Annotated in this window: 15 protein-coding genes and 1 other RNA gene; 11 read left to right on the top strand and 5 right to left on the bottom strand. The window is 57.0% G+C overall.

Annotation, left to right across the window (positions count from 1 at the left end):
• Position 1: 1 nt before the first annotated feature.
• Positions 2-2,371 (top strand): glycoside hydrolase family 3 N-terminal domain-containing protein, encoded by a 2,370-nt coding sequence (locus tag AFK66_RS10885; protein ID WP_032983099.1) that lies wholly within the window; start codon positions 2-4, stop codon positions 2,369-2,371.
• Between the two features lie 15 nt (positions 2,372-2,386).
• Here the strand turns inward: AFK66_RS10885 and rprA are convergent.
• Both rprA and ydiK read right to left on the bottom strand, forming a co-directional pair.
• An RNA gene (rprA, locus tag AFK66_RS10880) (antisense sRNA RprA) lies at positions 2,387-2,494 on the bottom strand.
• 182 nt (positions 2,495-2,676) lie between these two features.
• A complete protein-coding gene (gene ydiK / locus AFK66_RS10875; protein ID WP_032968787.1) occupies positions 2,677-3,795 on the bottom strand; it encodes an AI-2E family transporter YdiK in 1,119 nt (372 codons plus the stop codon).
• Positions 3,796-4,009: 214 nt separating this feature from the next.
• On the opposite strand from ydiK, the gene ydiJ reads away from it, so the two are divergent.
• The 10 genes from ydiJ (at position 4,010) to ldtE (ending at position 16,380) form a co-directional block, all read left to right on the top strand.
• On the top strand, positions 4,010-7,066 hold the full coding sequence (gene ydiJ / locus AFK66_RS10870) for a D-2-hydroxyglutarate dehydrogenase YdiJ (protein ID WP_023898897.1): 3,057 nt from the start codon (positions 4,010-4,012) through the stop codon (positions 7,064-7,066).
• Complete coding sequence (menI, locus tag AFK66_RS10865) at positions 7,063-7,473, top strand: 1,4-dihydroxy-2-naphthoyl-CoA hydrolase (protein WP_023898895.1); 411 nt, start codon at positions 7,063-7,065, stop codon at positions 7,471-7,473. The genes ydiJ and menI overlap by 4 nt, the downstream gene beginning before the upstream one ends.
• Before the next feature lie 435 nt (positions 7,474-7,908).
• A complete protein-coding gene (locus AFK66_RS21455) occupies positions 7,909-9,225 on the top strand; it encodes an AppA family phytase/histidine-type acid phosphatase (RefSeq protein WP_007783734.1) in 1,317 nt (438 codons plus the stop codon).
• A gap of 494 nt (positions 9,226-9,719) precedes the next feature.
• Positions 9,720-10,097, top strand: a complete 378-nt coding sequence (gene sufA, locus AFK66_RS10855; protein ID WP_007696825.1) for a Fe-S cluster assembly scaffold SufA — start codon at positions 9,720-9,722, stop codon at positions 10,095-10,097.
• Positions 10,098-10,099: 2 nt separating this feature from the next.
• A complete protein-coding gene (sufB, locus tag AFK66_RS10850) occupies positions 10,100-11,590 on the top strand; it encodes a Fe-S cluster assembly protein SufB (protein WP_004386233.1) in 1,491 nt (496 codons plus the stop codon).
• Positions 11,591-11,610: 20 nt separating this feature from the next.
• A complete protein-coding gene (sufC, locus tag AFK66_RS10845) occupies positions 11,611-12,357 on the top strand; it encodes a Fe-S cluster assembly ATPase SufC (protein WP_004386232.1) in 747 nt (248 codons plus the stop codon).
• Positions 12,332-13,606 carry a Fe-S cluster assembly protein SufD gene (gene sufD / locus AFK66_RS10840; RefSeq protein WP_007783739.1) on the top strand — a complete coding sequence of 425 codons (1,275 nt, stop codon included), beginning with the start codon at positions 12,332-12,334 and terminating at the stop codon, positions 13,604-13,606. Before sufC ends, sufD begins: the two co-directional genes overlap by 26 nt.
• The gene (gene sufS, locus AFK66_RS10835) at positions 13,603-14,823 is read left to right on the top strand and encodes a cysteine desulfurase SufS (protein ID WP_007783742.1); all 1,221 of its coding nucleotides are present in this window, start codon (positions 13,603-13,605) and stop codon (positions 14,821-14,823) included. Before sufD ends, sufS begins: the two co-directional genes overlap by 4 nt.
• Positions 14,824-14,834: 11 nt before the next feature.
• On the top strand, positions 14,835-15,251 hold the full coding sequence (gene sufE, locus AFK66_RS10830) for a cysteine desulfuration protein SufE (RefSeq protein ID WP_007783745.1): 417 nt from the start codon (positions 14,835-14,837) through the stop codon (positions 15,249-15,251).
• Between the two features lie 94 nt (positions 15,252-15,345).
• A complete protein-coding gene (gene ldtE / locus AFK66_RS10825) occupies positions 15,346-16,380 on the top strand; it encodes a L,D-transpeptidase LdtE (RefSeq protein ID WP_007783747.1) in 1,035 nt (344 codons plus the stop codon).
• Positions 16,381-16,532: 152 nt separating this feature from the next.
• On the opposite strand, the gene lpp is transcribed toward ldtE, so the two are convergent.
• From lpp to AFK66_RS23250, 3 genes are all read right to left on the bottom strand, one after another.
• Complete coding sequence (lpp, locus tag AFK66_RS10820) at positions 16,533-16,769, bottom strand: murein lipoprotein Lpp (protein WP_002443218.1); 237 nt, start codon at positions 16,767-16,769, stop codon at positions 16,533-16,535.
• 312 nt (positions 16,770-17,081) lie between these two features.
• Positions 17,082-18,494 carry a pyruvate kinase PykF gene (gene pykF, locus AFK66_RS10815; protein ID WP_007696856.1) on the bottom strand — a complete coding sequence of 471 codons (1,413 nt, stop codon included), beginning with the start codon at positions 18,492-18,494 and terminating at the stop codon, positions 17,082-17,084.
• A gap of 14 nt (positions 18,495-18,508) precedes the next feature.
• Positions 18,509-18,610, bottom strand: a complete 102-nt coding sequence (locus tag AFK66_RS23250) for a hypothetical protein (RefSeq protein WP_421757417.1) — start codon at positions 18,608-18,610, stop codon at positions 18,509-18,511.
• Positions 18,611-18,961 lie beyond the last annotated feature (351 nt).

Here is an 18,961-nt window from a genome sequence, read left to right as displayed (position 1 = left end):
GATGACAATCTATAAGGACCCAACCCGTCCGGTGGCTGAACGCGTCGCCGATTTGCTCGCCCGCATGACGCCGGAGGAGAAATTCGCCCAGATGCACGCTTACTGGCTGGTGTTGTCGCCGGACGGCGATCACCGGGAACGCACCGACCTGAGCGATGAGTTTTCCGGGGCCACCCAGCAGGCGGCCCTGGCGGAGCGGCTGAAACGCGGCGCGGGGCAGATAACGCGCCCGCTCGGCACGCATATCGTCGCACCGCGTGAAGGCGTGCGCGCCGCCAACCGGCTACAGCGTATGCTGGTGGAAGAGACGCGGCTTGGCATCCCGGCCATGTTCCACGAAGAGTGCCTGGTGGGGCTGTTATGTAAAGACGCGACGCTGTTCCCCTCATCGCTCAACTACGGCTCGACCTGGGACCCGGCACTGGTGGAGCAGGCCGCGCAGGCGATAGGCCAGGAAGCGCGGGCTGTCGGCTGCCATCAGGGGCTGGCACCCGTGCTGGATGTCTCGCGTGACGTGCGCTGGGGCCGCACGGAAGAGACGTTCGGCGAAGATCCGTGGCTGGTGGGGCTGATGGCGACGCACTATGTGAAAGGGTTGCAGGGGCCAAAGCGCGACCTGCTGGCGACGCTGAAACACTATGTCGGCCACTCGTTCAGCGAGGGCGCGCGCAACCATGCGCCGGTGCATCTCGGCTTTTGCGAGCTGAGTGATACCTTCCTGCTGCCGTTTGAGATGGCGGTGAAGCTCGCACACGCCGGTTCAGTGATGCCCGCTTACCACGATATCGACAACGTGCCGACGCACGCCGATGATTTCCTCCTCACTAAAGTGCTGCGCGAGCAGTGGGGCTTCGACGGCATTATTGTCGCCGACTACGGCGGCGTGAGCCTGCTGCATCAGCATCACGGCGTGGCGCAGGACGCGGCGCACTCGGCGGCGCTCGCCTTTAACGCAGGTCTGGATATCGAGCTGCCGAAAGATGACTGCGCGCGTCATCTGGCACAGGCGCTGGAGCGCGGACTGATAACGATGGAAAAAGTTGATGAAATTGTCGCGCGCGTGCTGGCGGAGAAATTCCGTCTTGGGCTGTTTGAACATCCTTACGCCGATGAGAACGACATTGTGCTGCAAAGCGACGACACGCGCCGCATTGCCCGTGAGGTAGCAGCGCGTTCCCTGACGTTGCTTGAAAATAATGGCGTGTTGCCGCTTAAAGGCACGCCGCGCGTGGCGGTTGTCGGGCCGACGGCGGACGATCCGCTGGCGCTGCTGAGCGGCTACAGCTTTCCGGTGCATCTCATTATCAGCGACATGCTGGAGCAGACCAGCCAGGTGACGACGCCGCTGGCAGCGCTGCGCGAACAGCCTGGCATCGCGCTGACCGGTTACGCGAAAGGGTGCCATATCATTGAAAAGCGCATGGCGGGCGCGCCGGTCTTCCCCGGTGACAGCGGCGAAAAACCGATGCAGCAGTCGCCGGTCTCTGACGACACATCATTGATCCCGGAGGCGGTGCGGCTTGCCACCGAAAGCGACGTAGTGCTGGCGTTTGTGGGCGATCTCTCCGGGCTTTTCCAGAGCGGCACCGTGGGCGAAGGCTCTGACACCGACAGCCTGCAACTGCCGGGCGTGCAGCAACAGCTACTGGAGGCGCTGGTGGAGGCAGGCAAACCGGTGGTGGTCGTGATGACCGGCGGGCGGCCTTATCACCTGGGCGGGCTGGAATCATGCGTCGCGGCGTGGGTGATGGCCTGGGCGCCGGGGCAGGAGGGCGGCCACGCAATTGCGGATCTGCTGACCGGGAAGCACGAGCCGCAGGGCAGGCTGGTTGTGTCGGTGCCTAAAAGCGCAGGCGCGATGCCTTACTATTACAACCACAAGCTCAAGAGCGGCGGCACGCCTTACGCGTTTCACTTCGGCTCGCGCTACCCGTTCGGCTATGGCAAAACCTGGACGACGTTCCGCTACGGTGAGCTGGAGATAGCGCAGGCGCGGGTGCCGATGGACGGCGATGTTGAGGCATCTGTCACCGTCACCAACAGCGGTACGCAGCCGGGCAGCGAGGTGGTGCAGCTTTATGTGCGCGATAAAGTGGCGTCGCTGGTGCGGCCGGTGCAGGAGCTGAAAGCCTTCGGGCGGGTATCACTTGCGGCTGGCGAGAGCGCGTGCGTCACGTTCCGCATCCCTGTCGATATGCTCAATTTCACGAGCCGCGATGGCGTTCGCATTGTCGAGCCTGGCGAGTTTGAAATCCGCGTCGGCGCTAACAGCGGCGATATTCGCAGCCGCTGCACGGTAACAGTGGAAGGGGAAACGCACACGCTCGGAAATAGCTGGCGCATGGTGAGTGAGTGCAATATTGAGCAATAATTAACCAGTCACAGAATAAAAAAAAGCCCATCGTGGGAGATGGGCAAAGACTACACACAGCAATTCGTTGTTTCACTCAGGGGATTTCCATGTTTATAAATCAAGGCGTTGATTTATAACCGTGGATTAATAGTAGGCTTATCCATTTTTAGCGTCGATCAGATTCGTCTCAATAGTTCAGCGTTAATGAATTATTAAAGACTCAAACCACGGGATTTACGATAAATCACGGGTCTGACCAGTAGGGAAGAGAAATAATTAATAAGCAATACTTAAGTAAAAGGCGGGTTTCCCCGCCTGCATTTTTACTGTGCCGTTTTCTCTTTGTCGCTCTCTTCGAGCGCTTCGATCACCGTTTCTGAATCATCCTCCGGCAGCGGCGCTTCACGTACCCAGACGGAGAACAGTCGCCACGAGACCGCCAGCAATACCGGGCCGATAAACAGGCCAATCATGCCGAACGCGATCAGCCCGCCGATAACGCCTGAGAGGATCAACACCATCGGTAGATCGGCACCCATGCGGATAAGCACCGGGCGGATAATGTTATCGAGCGTACCGACCACGGCGCTCCAGATAAGCAGCACGGTGCCCCAGGTGGCATCGCCGCTCCAGTAGAGCCAGATAATCGCCGGAACCAGCACCGGCAGCGGCCCAAGCTGTACCAGGCAGCTTAAGATCATCACGACCGTCAGCAGCGTGGCATAAGGGATGCCGGAAATCGCCAGCCCGATACCGCCCAGCACGCCCTGTACCAGCGCCGTAACCACCACGCCGAGCGCCACGGCGCGGATCGCCTGGCCTGCCAGCAGCACGGCCGCGTCGCCGCGCTTCGAGGCAAGACGAATGGCGAAATGCCGGATGCCATACGCCACCTGTTCGCCGCGCCAGTAAAGCAGGGCGCTGAACAGCAGCATCAGGCCGCAGTGCATCAGCAGTCTGCCCAGATGCGCGGCCTGTCCGATGAACCAGCCGGTCGTCGTGCCAAGATACGGACGCACTTTCGCCATAATGGCCGAGCCGCCGCTCTCCACGAGATTGTGCCAGCCGAGATAAAGTTTATTGCCGATATAGGGGATGCTGTTAAGCCAGGCCAGATCCGGAATTGTCATCTTCCCGGAGCTAAGCCAGTGGATAAACGGCCCGCTGCTGTCCACGAGACTGTTAACCAGCAGCGCCACCGGGATCACAAACAGCATGATAAGAATAAGCACCATCACCAGGACGGCGAGTGAGCGTCTGCCCCACAGCATCTTCTGCAGCCGCAGCAACAGCGGCCAGGTGGCGATAACCACCGTTCCTGCCCAGGCGAACCCCAGAATAAAGGGCTGCACAATCCACAGGCAGGCGATGATCATGACCGAGAGAAACAACACGGACAGCAGAATTTGCGGCACGTCCATGGGCTGTCGAAGTTTTACCATAAACCACATTCACCTTTTGTCATTCGCGTTACGCCCAAAAGGGCGTTCCCGCCCCATGCGGGGCGCTCTTATGATGAGTGATTTCCGCGCATTTGGATAGCCGCACGCCGGGAGCATTTCTGGCAGGCATGACATATAAAAATGTGATACAACCTTGAAGGCACAACGCAAACGATAACTTCCAACATCTCATTGTCAGGCAGGTTCAGGATCCATGATCCCACAAATTTCTCAGGCACCCGGGCTGGTACAGGTGGTGCTGAATTTTTTGCAGGCACTGGAGCAACAGGGTTTTACCGGCGATACCGCCACGAACTACGCCGATCGCCTTACGATGGCGACCGACAACAGTATCTACCAGTTCCTTCCCGACGCGGTGATTTTCCCCCGCTCCACCGCCGATGTGGCGCTGATGGCGCGTCTTGCCGCCGAACCGCGCTTTAAATCGCTTATTTTCACCCCGCGTGGTGGCGGCACCGGCACCAACGGCCAGTCTCTGAATCAAGGGATCGTCGTCGATATGTCGCGCTACATGAACCGCATTATTGAAATCAACCCCGAGCAGGGTTGGGTGCGCGTCGAAGCGGGCGTTATCAAAGATCAGCTTAACGAATACCTGAAGCCCTTCGGCTATTTCTTCTCGCCGGAGCTTTCTACCAGCAACCGCGCCACGCTTGGCGGGATGATCAACACCGACGCCTCCGGGCAGGGCTCGCTGGTGTACGGGAAAACGTCCGATCACGTGCTCGGCGTGCGGGCGGTGCTGCTGGGCGGCGATATTCTGGATACTCAGGCGATGCCGACCGCGCTTGCCGAAGAGCTGGGCCGCGCCCAGACCACGCTCGGGCGCGTTTACCACACCGTACTGGAGCGCTGCCGCGAGCAGCGCGCGCTGATCCTGGAGAAGTTTCCGAAGCTCAACCGCTTCCTCACCGGCTACGATCTGCGCCACGTCTTTAACGACTCACTTTCAGAATTCGACCTGACCCGCATTCTGTGCGGATCGGAAGGTACGCTGGCGTTTATCACCGAAGCGCGGCTTGATATTACGCCGCTGCCGAAAGTGCGCCGCCTGGTGAACGTCAAATATGACTCTTTCGATTCCGCCCTGCGCAGCGCGCCGTTTATGGTCGAGGCGCAGGCGCTATCGGTAGAAACCGTCGATTCCCGCGTGCTGAACCTGGCGCGTGAAGATATCGTCTGGCATTCGGTGCGTGAGCTGATTACCGATGTGCCGGATAAAACGATGCTCGGTCTTAATATCGTGGAGTTCGCGGGCGATGACGAAGCGCTGATTGACCAGCGCGTTGAAGCGCTGTGCGCGCGGCTTGATGAGTTTATGGCGCAGGAGCAGGGCGGCATTATCGGCTGGCAGGTCTGCCGGGATCTCGCGGGCGTCGAGCGTATCTACGCGATGCGTAAAAAAGCAGTCGGGTTGCTCGGTAACGCCAAAGGGCTCGCCAAGCCGATTCCGTTTGCCGAAGACACCTGCGTGCCGCCGGAGCATCTCGCCGATTACATCGCCGAGTTCCGCGCGCTGCTGGATGGCCACGGGCTGAGCTACGGCATGTTTGGCCATGTGGACGCGGGCGTGCTGCACGTGCGTCCGGCGCTGGATATGTGCGATCCGCAGCAGGAAATCCTGATGAAGCGCATCTCCGATGAAGTCGTGGCGCTCACCGCCCGCTATGGTGGCCTGCTGTGGGGCGAGCACGGCAAAGGCTTTCGTGCGGAATACAGCCCGGCGTTTTTCGGCGAAACGCTGTATGACGAACTGCGGCGCATCAAGGCGGCGTTCGACCCGGATAACCGCCTGAACCCCGGTAAAATCTGTGCGCCATATGGCCTCGACGCGCCGATGATGAAGGTGGACGCGGTGAAACGCGGCACGTTTGATCGCCAGATCCCGCTCGCGGTGCGCACCTCCTGGCGCGGCGCGATGGAATGCAACGGCAACGGCCTGTGCTTTAACTTTGACGTGAAAAGCCCGATGTGCCCGTCGATGAAAATCACCAGCAATCGCATTCACTCGCCGAAAGGGCGCGCGACGCTGGTGCGCGAGTGGCTGCGGCTGCTCTCCGATCGCGGCGTTGACCCGCTGGCGCTCGAAAAAGCCCTGCCGCAAAAGCGCGCCAGCCTGCGCTCGCTCATTGAGCGCACCCGCAACAGCTGGCACGCCGATCGCGGTGAATATGATTTCTCGCACGAGGTGAAAGAGGCGATGAGCGGCTGTCTCGCCTGTAAAGCCTGCTCCACCCAGTGCCCGATTAAAATCGACGTGCCGGAGTTCCGCTCGCGTTTTTTGCAGCTTTACCACACGCGCTATCTGCGCCCGGTGCGCGACCACCTGATAGCGACGGTGGAAAGCTACGCGCCGCTGATGGCCCGCGCGCCGAAAACCTTCAACTTCTTTATGAGCCAGCCGTGGGTGCGTTCTCTCTCGGAACGGCATATCGGCATGGTTGACCTGCCGCTGCTCTCTACGCCGACGCTGCAACAGCAACTGGTGGGGCATCGCAGCGCCGGCATGACGCTGGAAGAGCTGGAACGGCTCACGGAGGCTGAAAAAGCCCGGACCGTGCTGGTGGTGCAGGATCCGTTCACCAGCTATTACGACGCGCAGGTGGTGGCCGATTTCGTGCGGCTGTGCGAAAAGCTCGGCTTCCAGCCGGTGGTGCTGCCGTTCTCGCCGAACGGCAAAGCGCAGCACATCAAAGGCTTTCTCCAGCGTTTCGCCCGCACCGCGCGGAAAACCGCTGATTTCTTAAACCGCGTGGCGGCGCTCGGGATGCCGATGGTGGGCGTGGATCCGGCGCTGGTGCTCTGCTATCGCGATGAATATAAGCAGACGCTTGGCGCGGAGCGCGGCGAATTCCACGTGCAGCTGGTGCATGAGTGGCTCACCACGGCGCTGGCGGATCGTCCGGCGTCGCCGGTCGGTGGCGAGCCGTGGTATCTCTTTGGCCACTGTACGGAAGTGACCGCGCTGCCGGGCACCGCCGGGCAGTGGGCCGCGATTTTCGCGAAATTCGGCGCGAAGCTTGAAGGCGTGAACGTCGGCTGCTGCGGGATGGCAGGCACGTACGGCCATGAGGTGAAAAACCACGCCAACTCGCTCGGTATCTATGAGCTATCGTGGCACCAGGCGATGCAGCGGCTGCCGCGCACGCGCTGCCTTGCCACGGGCTATTCGTGCCGCAGCCAGGTGAAACGTATCGAGGGCAGCGGCGTGCGCCATCCATTGCAGGCACTTCTGGGGATGATTGTATGATCTGGCAACGTACCGCGACGCTTGAGGCGCTCAACGCCATGGGCGCGAATAATATGGTCGGGCTGCTCGATATCCGTTTTACCCGGCTCGATGAGCGTGAGATTGAAGCCACCATGCCGGTGGACCATCGCACGCATCAACCGTTCGGGCTGTTGCATGGCGGCGCGTCGGTGGTACTGGCAGAAACGCTCGGCTCGGTGGCGGGTTATCTCTGCACCGAGGGCGAGCAGAACGTCGTCGGGCTTGAGGTGAACGCCAATCACCTGCGTAGCGTGCGCAGCGGCCGCGTGCGCGGCGTCTGCCGCGCGGTGCATGTCGGGCGACGCCATCAGGTGTGGCAGATAGAAATTTTCGACGAGCAGAATCGCCTCTGCTGTTCATCGCGGCTGACGACGGCGGTAGTGTAGATTTCGCACCGGCATAAAAAGCGCCATCACTGGCGCTTTTTTTTCAGTATTTCCTGACCAGTCTGTAGATTTTCTGATTTGCCGAGCGCTTTCACCGTTATTACTTTTGATTGTGGCCTGTGGGTTTCATTTTTATAGTAAAATGCTATTAAACTTCTTATTGCACCTTTTTATTTCTATAAAAAGTCATCACGTCATCAGTTAAATCACACATCAATTTTGTCAGAAGAACAGGTGAGTATTTAGCCTGCAATAATCCAGGGTTGCGATTATTTAGCGTGGTGAATAATAGCGGGACAGGCAATGATCTCACTCTCTCATGTAAGGAGAACCACTGGAATAGTGGCGTGACAGGCGTATTCATGTGATAAAATGACAAGGTAATAATTCCTGTGTTCGCTATTTATGGTTCATTAACTATAAGGTTGGCTGACAATGAAAACGCTATTTCTTCGTTTATTCCTCTTCATTTTTGTTTTCATGCCTGGTGTTTTCCCGTTACATGCGCAAGGGGCTGATAAAATGAAGCTTGAACGCGTAGTGATAGTCAGTCGCCACGGAGTCAGAGCGCCAACGAAGTTCACACCATTAATGCAGGAAATCACACCTTACCCCTGGGCTCAATGGGATGTTCCGCTGGGCTGGTTGACGCCCCGGGGCGGTGAGCTTGTCACCGAACTGGGACGATACCAAAAGAAAGTACTCATCGATACAGGGGTTCTGGAAAGTCACGGATGTCCTTCACCAGAGCAGGTGGCCGTTATTGCAGATACCGATCAGCGCACTCGCAAAACCGGTGAGGCATTTCTGGCTGGATTTGCGCCGGGTTGTCAAAATAAGGTGCATTATCAAAAAGATCACGATAAAAAAGATCCCCTGTTTAATCCGGTAAAAATGGGTGTGTGCTCGTTTAATGTATCAAAGACCAGGGAAGCGATTCTGGCACGGGCGGAAGGAAATATTGAACGGTACACGCAGCGTTATGGCTCTGCCTTTCGTACTCTGGAACAGGTACTCAATTTCCCACAGTCAGCAGCATGTAAATCAACACGTCAAGCGGGCTGTACGCTCCCGGGATTGTTACCTTCAGAACTCAGCGTTTCTCCAGATAACGTCTCATTATCTGGCGCATGGAGTCTGTCTTCCACGCTGACGGAAATATTTTTGTTGCAAGAGGCGCAGGGAATGCCAGAGGTTGCCTGGGGGCGAATTCACGGGGAGAAAGAATGGACAGAATTATTACGTCTGCATAATGCTCAGTTTGACCTTTTGCAAAGAACGCCTGAAGTTGCACGTACCAGAGCAACTCCGCTACTCGATTTAATAAGCCGGGCATTAATCAGCAATGGGCCAACAGAAAATCCTTACGGCATTAAATTGCCCGTCTCATTATTGTTTATTGCGGGGCATGATACCAATATTGCCAATCTCAGTGGAGTATTCGATCTTAACTGGTCTTTACCCGGTCAGCCTGATAATACACCTCCTGGCGGGGAGCTGATTTTCGAAAGATGGAAGCGAGTGAGTGACAATACTGACTGGATCCAAATTTCTTTTGTTTATCAGACCCTTCAACAAATGCGGGAGTTTAAGCCTTCTTCATCGTCCTCTTTCCCACATAAGATTGTGCTTACGTTGCCCTCCTGTCAGGACAGAAATGCCGAGGGAATGTGCTCGTTAAAACGCTTTAATGACATTGTGCAGAAAGTACGTGTTCCACAATGTGCAGTCACGGCGGATAGAAACCGATAAATAGCATGCTCAGGGCGTTGAGGAGATAAGAGTGCGTGAAAGACAGGTGAACGTTTAAACGTACTGAGGCAGGTGTGCATTTTGGCGGAAAATCTGTGGGCGCAATAGCCCCGCGGCGCGTCTTGCGGCGAAATGATGCCTGCATAAGTTCATGCTTGTCCGCCACACCCTTTCAATCCGCTGAAAATATGAGTGTTTGATTTACCCGTATCCATGAGGTCTATAGCATAAATAGGTATAAACGATACATCTTTTCTTCAGGCGCTGCCTCTGCCGCTTAATCTCTTCGTTTCGCTTGTTAATTCTTTGATAAAAAACATATTTTATTCGCCATTTTTGCCTGCTGCACGCTCGCGGAGAGGGTCTATGCTTAATAAAAGTGTTCAAAAAGTGCCGTTTAGGGTAATACCCCTGATGCGCAGAGGTTGAAGTGAGAATTATTACCACTAACATAGCGTTATCGCCCTAAAGGCACTCACTCAGGAGGCAGACCTATGGAATCACAAACCGGTACGTTCAACCCCGCCGAGTTTAACTGGCAGGGCCTGACGATGACCCCAGACGCGGCCAGACATATTCGCGACTTAATGGCGCAGAAACCGGGTCTGCTGGGGGTGCGTCTTAGCGTCAAACAGAGCGGCTGCGCCGGGTTTGGCTATGTGCTGGATACCGTCAGCGAGCCGAAAGACGAAGACCTCGTCTTCGAGGCCGATGGCGCGCGGCTTTATGTTCCGCTTCAGGCGATGCCGTTTATCGATGGCACCGAAGTGGATTACGTGCGCGAAGGCTTAAATCAGATTTTCAAATTCAATAACCCTAAAGCGCAGCACGCGTGCGGCTGCGGCGAAAGTTTTGGGGTCCAGGCGGAGTAATTATGTCCCGTAACAGTGAAGCAACTGACGATGTGAACACCTGGAGCGGCCCCCTGAACTATAAAGAGGGCTTCTTTACCCGGCTTCAGACCGATGAACTGGCGCACGGCATCAGCGAAGAGGTGGTGCGCGCCATTTCAGCCAAACGCAACGAGCCAGAATGGATGCTCGAATTTCGCCTGAGCGCGTATCGCGCCTGGCTTGAGATGGAAGAGCCGCACTGGCTGCACGCGCATTACGACAAACTGAACTATCAGGATTACAGCTACTATTCTGCGCCCTCCTGTGGCCATTGCGACGACGCCTGCGCGTCGCAGCCGGGTGCGGTGCAGCAGCCTGGCGGTAACAATAACAGCTACCTGACGCAGGAAGTGGAAGAGGCGTTTAACCAGCTCGGCGTACCAGTGCGCGAAGGGCGTGAAGTGGCGGTGGACGCCATCTTCGACTCCGTTTCCGTCGCCACCACTTACCGCGACAAACTGGCGGAGCAGGGCATTATCTTCTGCTCGTTCGGCGAGGCTATCCACGATCATCCGGAACTGGTGAAGAAGTACATCGGCACCGTTGTGCCGTCGAACGATAACTTTTTCGCCGCGCTGAATGCGGCGGTCGCCTCCGACGGCACTTTTATTTACGTGCCGAAAGGCGTGCGCTGCCCGATGGAGCTCTCGACCTATTTCCGTATCAACGCCGAGAAAACCGGTCAGTTCGAACGCACCATCCTGGTAGCGGACGAAGGCAGCTACGTGAGCTACATCGAAGGCTGTTCCGCGCCGGTACGCGACAGCTACCAGCTTCACGCGGCGGTGGTGGAAGTGATCATCCATAAAGATGCCGAAGTGAAATATTCGACGGTGCAGAACTGGTTCCCCGGCGATAACAACACCGGCGGCATCCTGAACTTCGTGACCAAGCGCGCGCTGTGCGAAGGCGAGAACAGCAAGATGTCCTGGACGCAGTCGGAAACCGGCTCGGCCATCACCTGGAAATACCCGAGCGTCATCCTGCGCGGCGACAACTCCATCGGCGAGTTCTACTCGGTGGCGCTGACCAGCGGCCATCAGCAGGCGGATACCGGCACCAAGATGATCCATATCGGTAAAAACACCAAATCGACGATCATCTCTAAAGGCATCTCCGCCGGCAAAAGCCAGAACAGCTATCGCGGCCTGGTCAAAATTATGCCGACCGCCACCAACGCGCGTAACTTCACGCAGTGCGACTCCATGCTGATTGGCCCGGACTGCGGCGCGCATACCTTCCCGTATGTCGAGTGCCGCAACAACAGCGCCCAGCTTGAGCACGAGGCCACCACCTCGCGTATCGGAGAAGACCAGCTGTTCTACTGCCTGCAGCGCGGGATCAGCGAAGAAGACGCTATCTCCATGATCGTCAACGGCTTCTGTAAGGATGTCTTCTCAGAGCTGCCGCTGGAATTTGCGGTCGAAGCGCAAAAATTATTAGCCATTAGTCTTGAGCACAGCGTCGGCTAAGGTAAGAAAAAGGATAAGACATGTTAAGCATCAAAGATTTACAGGTCAGCGTGGAAGAGAAGGCGATCCTGCGCGGTTTAAACCTTGAAATAAAACCCGGGGAAGTACACGCCATCATGGGGCCGAACGGCTCCGGCAAAAGTACGCTGTCCGCAACGCTCGCCGGTCGCGAAGATTATGAAATCACCGGCGGCGAAGTGCGTTTCAAAGGCAAAGATCTGCTGGAGCTGTCGCCGGAAGAGCGCGCGGGCGAAGGCATCTTTATGGCGTTTCAGTACCCGGTGGAAATTCCGGGTGTCAGCAACCAGTTCTTCCTGCAAACCGCACTGAACGCGGTGCGCGAATACCGCGGCCAGGAGGAGCTTGACCGTTTCGACTTCCAGGATCTGATGGAAGAGAAAATCAAACTGCTGCAAATGCCGGAAGATTTGCTGACCCGTTCCGTTAACGTCGGTTTCTCCGGCGGTGAGAAAAAGCGTAACGACATTCTGCAAATGGCGGTGCTGGAGCCGGACCTGTGCATTCTCGATGAAACCGACTCCGGCCTTGACATCGACGCCCTGAAAATCGTCTCCGAAGGCGTGAATGCGCTGCGCGACGGTAAGCGTTCGTTCATTATCGTCACCCACTATCAGCGCATTCTGGACTACATCAAGCCCGATTTCGTCCATGTGCTCTACCAGGGGCGCATCGTGAAGTCTGGCGACTTCTCTCTGGTCAAACAGCTGGAGGAGCAGGGCTATGGCTGGCTTACCGAACAGCAGTAACGCGCTGCAACAGTGGCATCGCCTGTTTGAAGCGCAGGGCGGGGAGCGCTCGGAAGAGGCGCGCGAGCATCTGCAACAGCTGCTGCGCCTCGGCCTGCCGACCCGCAAGCATGAAGACTGGAAATACACGCCGCTCGACGGTCTGCTGAAGCACGATTTCGTGGCACCCGCTGCCGAGGCGCTAAGCCGTGAGGCACTTAGCGCGCTGGCGCTGCCCGTCGACGCGCTGCGCCTGGTGTTTATCGATGGCCGCTTTGCGCCGGAACTGAGCGACGCGACGGACAACAGCGGCTTTGAGATAAGCGTGAACGACAGCCGCCGCGGGCTGACCACGCCGGTGCAGCCGGAGGCGTTTTTACACCTGACCGAAAGCCTGGCGCAGAGCGTGACGCATATTCACGTGGCGCGTAACCAGCAGCCGTCAAAAGCGCTCCTGCTGATGCACATCAGCGCGGGCCGCGCGGGCGATGAAATCAACACTGTGCATTACCGCCATCATCTGGAGCTTGCCGAAGGCGCGCAGGCGACGGTTATCGAACATTACGTCAGCCGTGACGAAAAGCCGCACTTTACCGGCGCGCGCCTGACCATGCAGGTGGGCGCTAACGCGCAGCTTAATCACTACAAGCTGGCGTTTGAAAACCCGGTGAGCTGGCACTTTGCGCATAACGATTTAATCGTGTCGCAGGATGCCCATGCCGCCAGCAGCAGCTATCTGCTGGGCGCGGGCGTGTTGCGCCACAACACCAGCACGCAGCTCAACGGCGAGAACATTACGCTTCGCGTGAACAGTCTGGCGCTGCCGGTGAATAACGAAGTGTGCGACACCCGCACCTGGCTTGAACACAACAAAGGCTACTGCAACAGCCGCCAGCTGCATAAAACCATCGTGCGCGACAAAGGCCGCGCGGTGTTTAACGGGCTGATTAAAGTGGCGCAGCACGCCATCAAGACCGACGGGCAGATGACCAACAACAACCTGCTGCTCGGCAGGCTGGCGGAAGTGGACACCAAACCGCAGCTGGAAATTTACGCCGATGACGTGAAATGTAGCCACGGGGCTACCGTGGGCCGCATCGACGACGAACAGATGTTCTATCTGCGCTCGCGCGGTATTAACGAACAGGCGGCGCAGCAGATGATTATTTACGCCTTTGCCGCGGAGCTGACCGAAAGCATCCACGACGAAGCGCTGAAACAGCAGGTGCTGGCGCGTATCGGCCAGCGCTTTGCAGGGGGCGAGGCATGAGTTTTTCTCTACAGCAGATCCGCAGCGATTTCCCGGTACTGGCGCGTGAGGTCAACGGCCAGCCGCTGGCTTATCTTGACAGCGCCGCCAGCGCGCAGAAGCCGACGGCGGTGATTGAGGCCGAGGCGGAGTTCTACCGCCACGGCTACGCGGCGGTGCATCGCGGTATCCACACCCTGAGCGCGGACGCGACCCAGCGTATGGAGGCCGTGCGCACCCGCGCGGCGCAGTTCATTAACGCGCGTCTGCCGGAAGAGATTGTGTTTGTGCGCGGAACCACCGAGGGAATAAACCTGGTGGCGAACAGCTGGGGCAACAGCCAGCTGCGCGCGGGCGATAATCTTATCGTCACGGCAATGGAGCATCACGCCAATATCGTGCCCTGGCAGATGCTCTGCGCGCGTACCGGCGCTGAGCTTCGCGTGTTGCCGATTAACCAGGATGGCACGCTACAGCTCGATAAACTGCCGTCGCTGATGGACGAGCGTACCCGTCTGCTGGCGGTGACGCACGTCTCTAACGTGCTCGGCACCAAAAACCCGATCGCGGACATTATCGCGACGGCGCACCAGGCGGGCGTCAAAGTGCTGGTGGACGGCGCGCAGGCGGTAATGCATCACAAAGTAGACGTGCAGGCGCTGGACTGCGATTTCTATCTCTTCTCCGGCCATAAGCTTTACGGGCCGACGGGAATCGGCATTCTCTACGCCAAAGAAGAGATTCTCCAGGCGATGCCGCCGTGGGAGGGGGGCGGGGCGATGATTGCGACCGTCAGCCTGACCGAAGGCACCACCTGGGCGGCAGCGCCGTGGCGGTTTGAAGCCGGAACGCCGAACACGGGCGGCATTATTGCCCTTGGCGCGGCGATGGATTATGTCGACGCTATCGGCCTTGAGAATATTCACGATTACGAGCGCACGCTGATGGCTTATGCGCTGCGCGAGTTACAGGCGGTGCCGGACTTACAGATTTACGGTCCGGCAGAGCGCCTTGGCGTTATCGCGTTTAATCTTGGCAAGCACCACGCCTATGACGTGGGCAGTTTTCTCGATAATTACGGTATTGCGGTGCGCACCGGCCATCACTGCGCGATGCCGCTGATGGAGTTTTACGGCGTGCCTGCGATGTGCCGTGCGTCGCTCGCGATGTACAATACCGAAGATGAAGTGGACCGGCTGGTGGCCGGGCTTATCCGCATTCATCGTTTGTTAGGCTAATAGGAGCGAGAATGGCTGGTTTGCCGGAAAAAGAAAAACTGCTGCGTAATTTCAACCGCTGCGCCAACTGGGAAGAAAAGTATCTCTATATCATCGAGCTGGGCCAGCGCCTGGCACCGCTCGACGACGCCGAACGCACGCCCGCGCACCGCATTCAGGGCTGCCAGAGCCAGGTCTGGATTGTGATGAACCCCGGCGAAAACGGCGTGATTGAGATGCGCGGCGACAGCGATGCCGCCATCGTAAAAGGGCTTATCGCCGTGGTGTTCGCGCTCTACCAGCAGATGACGGCGCAGGATATCGTGAACTTCGACGTGCGTCCGTGGTTTGAAGAGATGTCGCTTACCCAGCACCTCACCCCGTCCCGCTCTCAGGGCTTAGAGGCAATGATCCGCGCGATTCGCGCGAAAGCCGCCGACCTGAGCTAATCTTAAAGCACGGCTTTTCCTCGTCACGCGTGGCCTGCCCGGGCCTCGCGGATGTTCTGCATTCCGGCCTCGCCGGTGAAAACAGGTCGTGCTTATGAAACCGATTTTTTCCTTCCCGCTGTTCGCGCTGCTGCTGATGGGCGCGACGCAGGCGTCGGCGGTGGATTATCCGCTCCCGCCGCCCGGCAGCCGCCTGATTGGTCAGAATCAGACCTGGCTTGTTCCTGCAAACAGTCAAAGCCTTGAGAAAATCGCTGAGCGATATCAGACCGGCGTATTGCTGCTGCTGGAGGCCAATAACACCGTTGACCCTTATCTGCCGATGCCGGGCAGCGAGCTGACGATCCCTTCGCAAATGCTGCTGCCCGACACGCCGCGCGAGGGCATTGTGGTTAATCTCGCTGAACTGCGTCTTTACTACTATCCGCCCGGCGAGAACCGCGTGGAGGTCTATCCGATAGGCATCGGCCTGACGGGGCGCGAAACGCCGGTCATGACCACCCGCATCATCCAGAAAATCCCAAACCCCACCTGGACGCCTACGGCCGCCATGCGCGCCCGTTCGCAGGCGCAGGGCATTACGCTGCCTGCCGTGATACCCGCCGGGCCAAATAACCCATTAGGGCGCTTTGCGCTGCGTTTACAGCAGGGCGGCGGCGAATATCTTATTCACGGCACCAATGCCCGCAGTAGTATCGGGCTGCGCGCCAGCTCCGGCTGTATCCGTATGCGCGCCGCCGATATCAAAGCGCTGTTTACCCAGGTGGCGTGGGGCACACGGGTGCAAATTATCAATGAACCGGTCAAATACTCGACGGAGCCGGACGGCAGACGCTATGTGGAAGTCCATCAGCCGCTCTCGCGCAGCGACGCGGATAACCCGCAGACCATGCCGGTAGCGATTAACGCCGCTTTCGGACAGTTTATTGACGACGCGGGCACCGACGCGGCGGCGGTGGATAACGCGCTGACGCGCCGCGCAGGCTATCCGGTAGTAGTGGACGCCCACAGCGCGACGCCCGCGCCCGTGACGACGATACAGAGCGTTAAAGCGGCTGTGGCGCCGTCAGGCGGTGAGGCGCTGTCTGACGCGGCAGAGCCTTCAGCAGGACGCGTAACGATTCAGTGATCGTGTATGGCTGCATCCCGGTGATACGGAAGTCTATGGCGTCGGGTTTTGGTTATCAGTGCAGAGAGTAAAAACAGGAGAGGCGTTGAGGGCAGGAGACAGGCAAAAAAAATGGCGCACAATGTGCGCCATTTTTCTTTCACACGGTACTATTACTTACGGTATTTAGTAGCCATGTTGTCCAGACGCTGGTTAGCGCGAGCTGCGTCGTCTTTAGCAGCCTGAACGTCGGAACGCATTGCGTTCACGTCGTTGCTCAGCTGGTCAACTTTAGCGTTCAGAGTCTGAACGTCAGAAGACAGCTGATCGATTTTAGCGTTGCTGGAGCAACCAGCCAGCAGAGTAGAACCCAGGATTACCGCGCCCAGTACCAGTTTAGTACGATTCATTATTAATACCCTCTAGATTGAGTTAATCTCCATGTAGCGTTACAAGTATTACACAAAGTTTTTTAGGTTGAGAATATTTTTTTGATGGGAATACGCTTAATTTTGATCGTTCGCTCAAAGAAGCATCGACATTGTGCGGATCATTAAAAAAATTGAGGGAAAACAGCTAACTTTCATCGGATTCATCTTAGAAAAAAAGAATCTTAAATAGTGAAATCCGATTTGCTTTTTTATTCACAGCGTCTATTTAAGCCAAATTAAAAGGCGCCTTTCGGCGCCTTTTTAATCACGTTTATAAAAGGGTGGATATTATTACAGGACGTGAACAGACGCGGTATTGGTAGTACCGCTCGGCACCAGCGCGCCAGACACCATCACGACTACATCGCCTTTCTTCGCGAGACCGCTTTCCAGCGCGGCGTCTTTACCCAGACGGTAGAAGTCATCGGTAGAGGAGATCTCTTTCACCAGCTGCGGCACCACGCCTTTGCTCAGCACCAGCTGACGCGCGGTCAGTTCGTTGGTGGTCAGCGCAAGGATAGTCGCGTCCGGGAAGTATTTACGAACGGACTTCGCGGATTTACCGCCTTCGGTCGCGACCACGATCAGCGGCGCTTCCAGTTTCTCGGCAGTTTCCACCGCACCGCGGCAGACGGCTTCGGTGATACGCAGTTTACGGCTGTCGTTATTGAACTCCAGACGGCTGGTCATCACGCGGTCGGTACGCTCGCAGATGGTCGCCATGATGGTCACGGCTTCCAGCGGGTATTTACCTTTGGCGGATTCGCCAGACAGCATCACGGCATCGGTGCCGTCGAGGATGGCGTTCGCCACGTCGCCAGCTTCAGCGCGCGTCGGGCGCGGGTTCTTGATCATAGAATCCAGCATCTGGGTCGCGGTGATGACCACTTTGCGCGCGCGGATACATTTCTCAATCATCATCTTCTGAGCGAAGATCACTTCTTCAACCGGGATTTCCACGCCCAGGTCGCCACGTGCCACCATGATGCCGTCAGACGCTTCGAGGATGTCGTCGAAGTTGTTCAGGCCTTCCTGGTTTTCGATTTTGGAGATGATCTGGATGTGCTCGCCGCCGTGCGCTTTCAGGTGCTGGCGAATCTCTTCGACGTCAGAACGCTTACGGATAAAGGAAGCCGCGACAAAGTCGACGCCCTGCTCGCAACCGAAAATCAGATCTTTCTTGTCTTTTTCCGCCAGTGCCGGCAGCGCGATGGAAACACCCGGCAGGTTAACGCCTTTGTTTTCGCCCAGATCGCCGTTGTTCAGCACTTTACAGATGACTTTGTTGCCTTCGATGGCTGTGACTTCCATGCCGATCAGGCCGTCATCCACCAGCACGGTGTTGCCGACGGAGAGATCTTTGGTGAAGCCTTCGTAGGTCACTGCAACGATTTCGCTGTTGCCGACAACGGATTTGTCAGTGGTGAAGGTAAAGGTCTGGCCCGCTTTCAGGGAGACGTCGTTGCCGCCTTCCAGTTTGATGGTGCGGATTTCCGGGCCTTTGGTGTCCAGCAGGATAGCGGCTTGTTTGCCGGTTTTCGCGAGAACGTTGCGCAGGTTTTTGATGCGCTGACCATGTTCTTCGTAATCGCCGTGAGAGAAGTTAAGGCGCATCACGTTCATGCCCGCGTCGAGCATTTTGGTCAGCATTTCTTCGGATTCGGTTTTCGGGCCGATGGTGCAAACAATTTTCGTCTTTTTCATGACAGTCTTAATCTTTAGTTGAAGGATATGGAAATCATGCCCTGCGGCGTGCTCTGCCGTTCGGGTAAACTTGTGTTGCGAAAGTTGTGATGCCACAGCCTAAGGATAGGTGACATCAAAAAAGCGTGCAGGAGAAAGTGTGCTTGTGGTTCAGCCTGGCGGCGGTTAAGCGATTGTTCGACGGTAAAGGCGATATCCAATGTGCTGAAACCATTCAAGTTAGAATGCCCGCATTATAGCTTCCACCTGGCCAGAAAGGAATTGAAAACGCTGTTTCATAATGGAAAAGCTGCCACCGCTTCGTTTCTGTTGCTTATCCGTTAAGGAAGGATGACAAAACGTTATCAGTTGGTCTTTATTGTACAACTAACTTGTGAGTTCGTTCGCAATAATAAGACAAAACGCGCAAAATATATTCAGCCGGCCAAAACGTTTCGGAATATCTATTATCGTTTATAAACGAAACT

The organism is Cronobacter malonaticus LMG 23826 (assembly GCF_001277215.2).
Taxonomy (GTDB): Bacteria; Pseudomonadota; Gammaproteobacteria; order Enterobacterales; family Enterobacteriaceae; genus Cronobacter; species Cronobacter malonaticus.
This window is presented reverse-complemented; position numbering and strand designations above follow the sequence as displayed.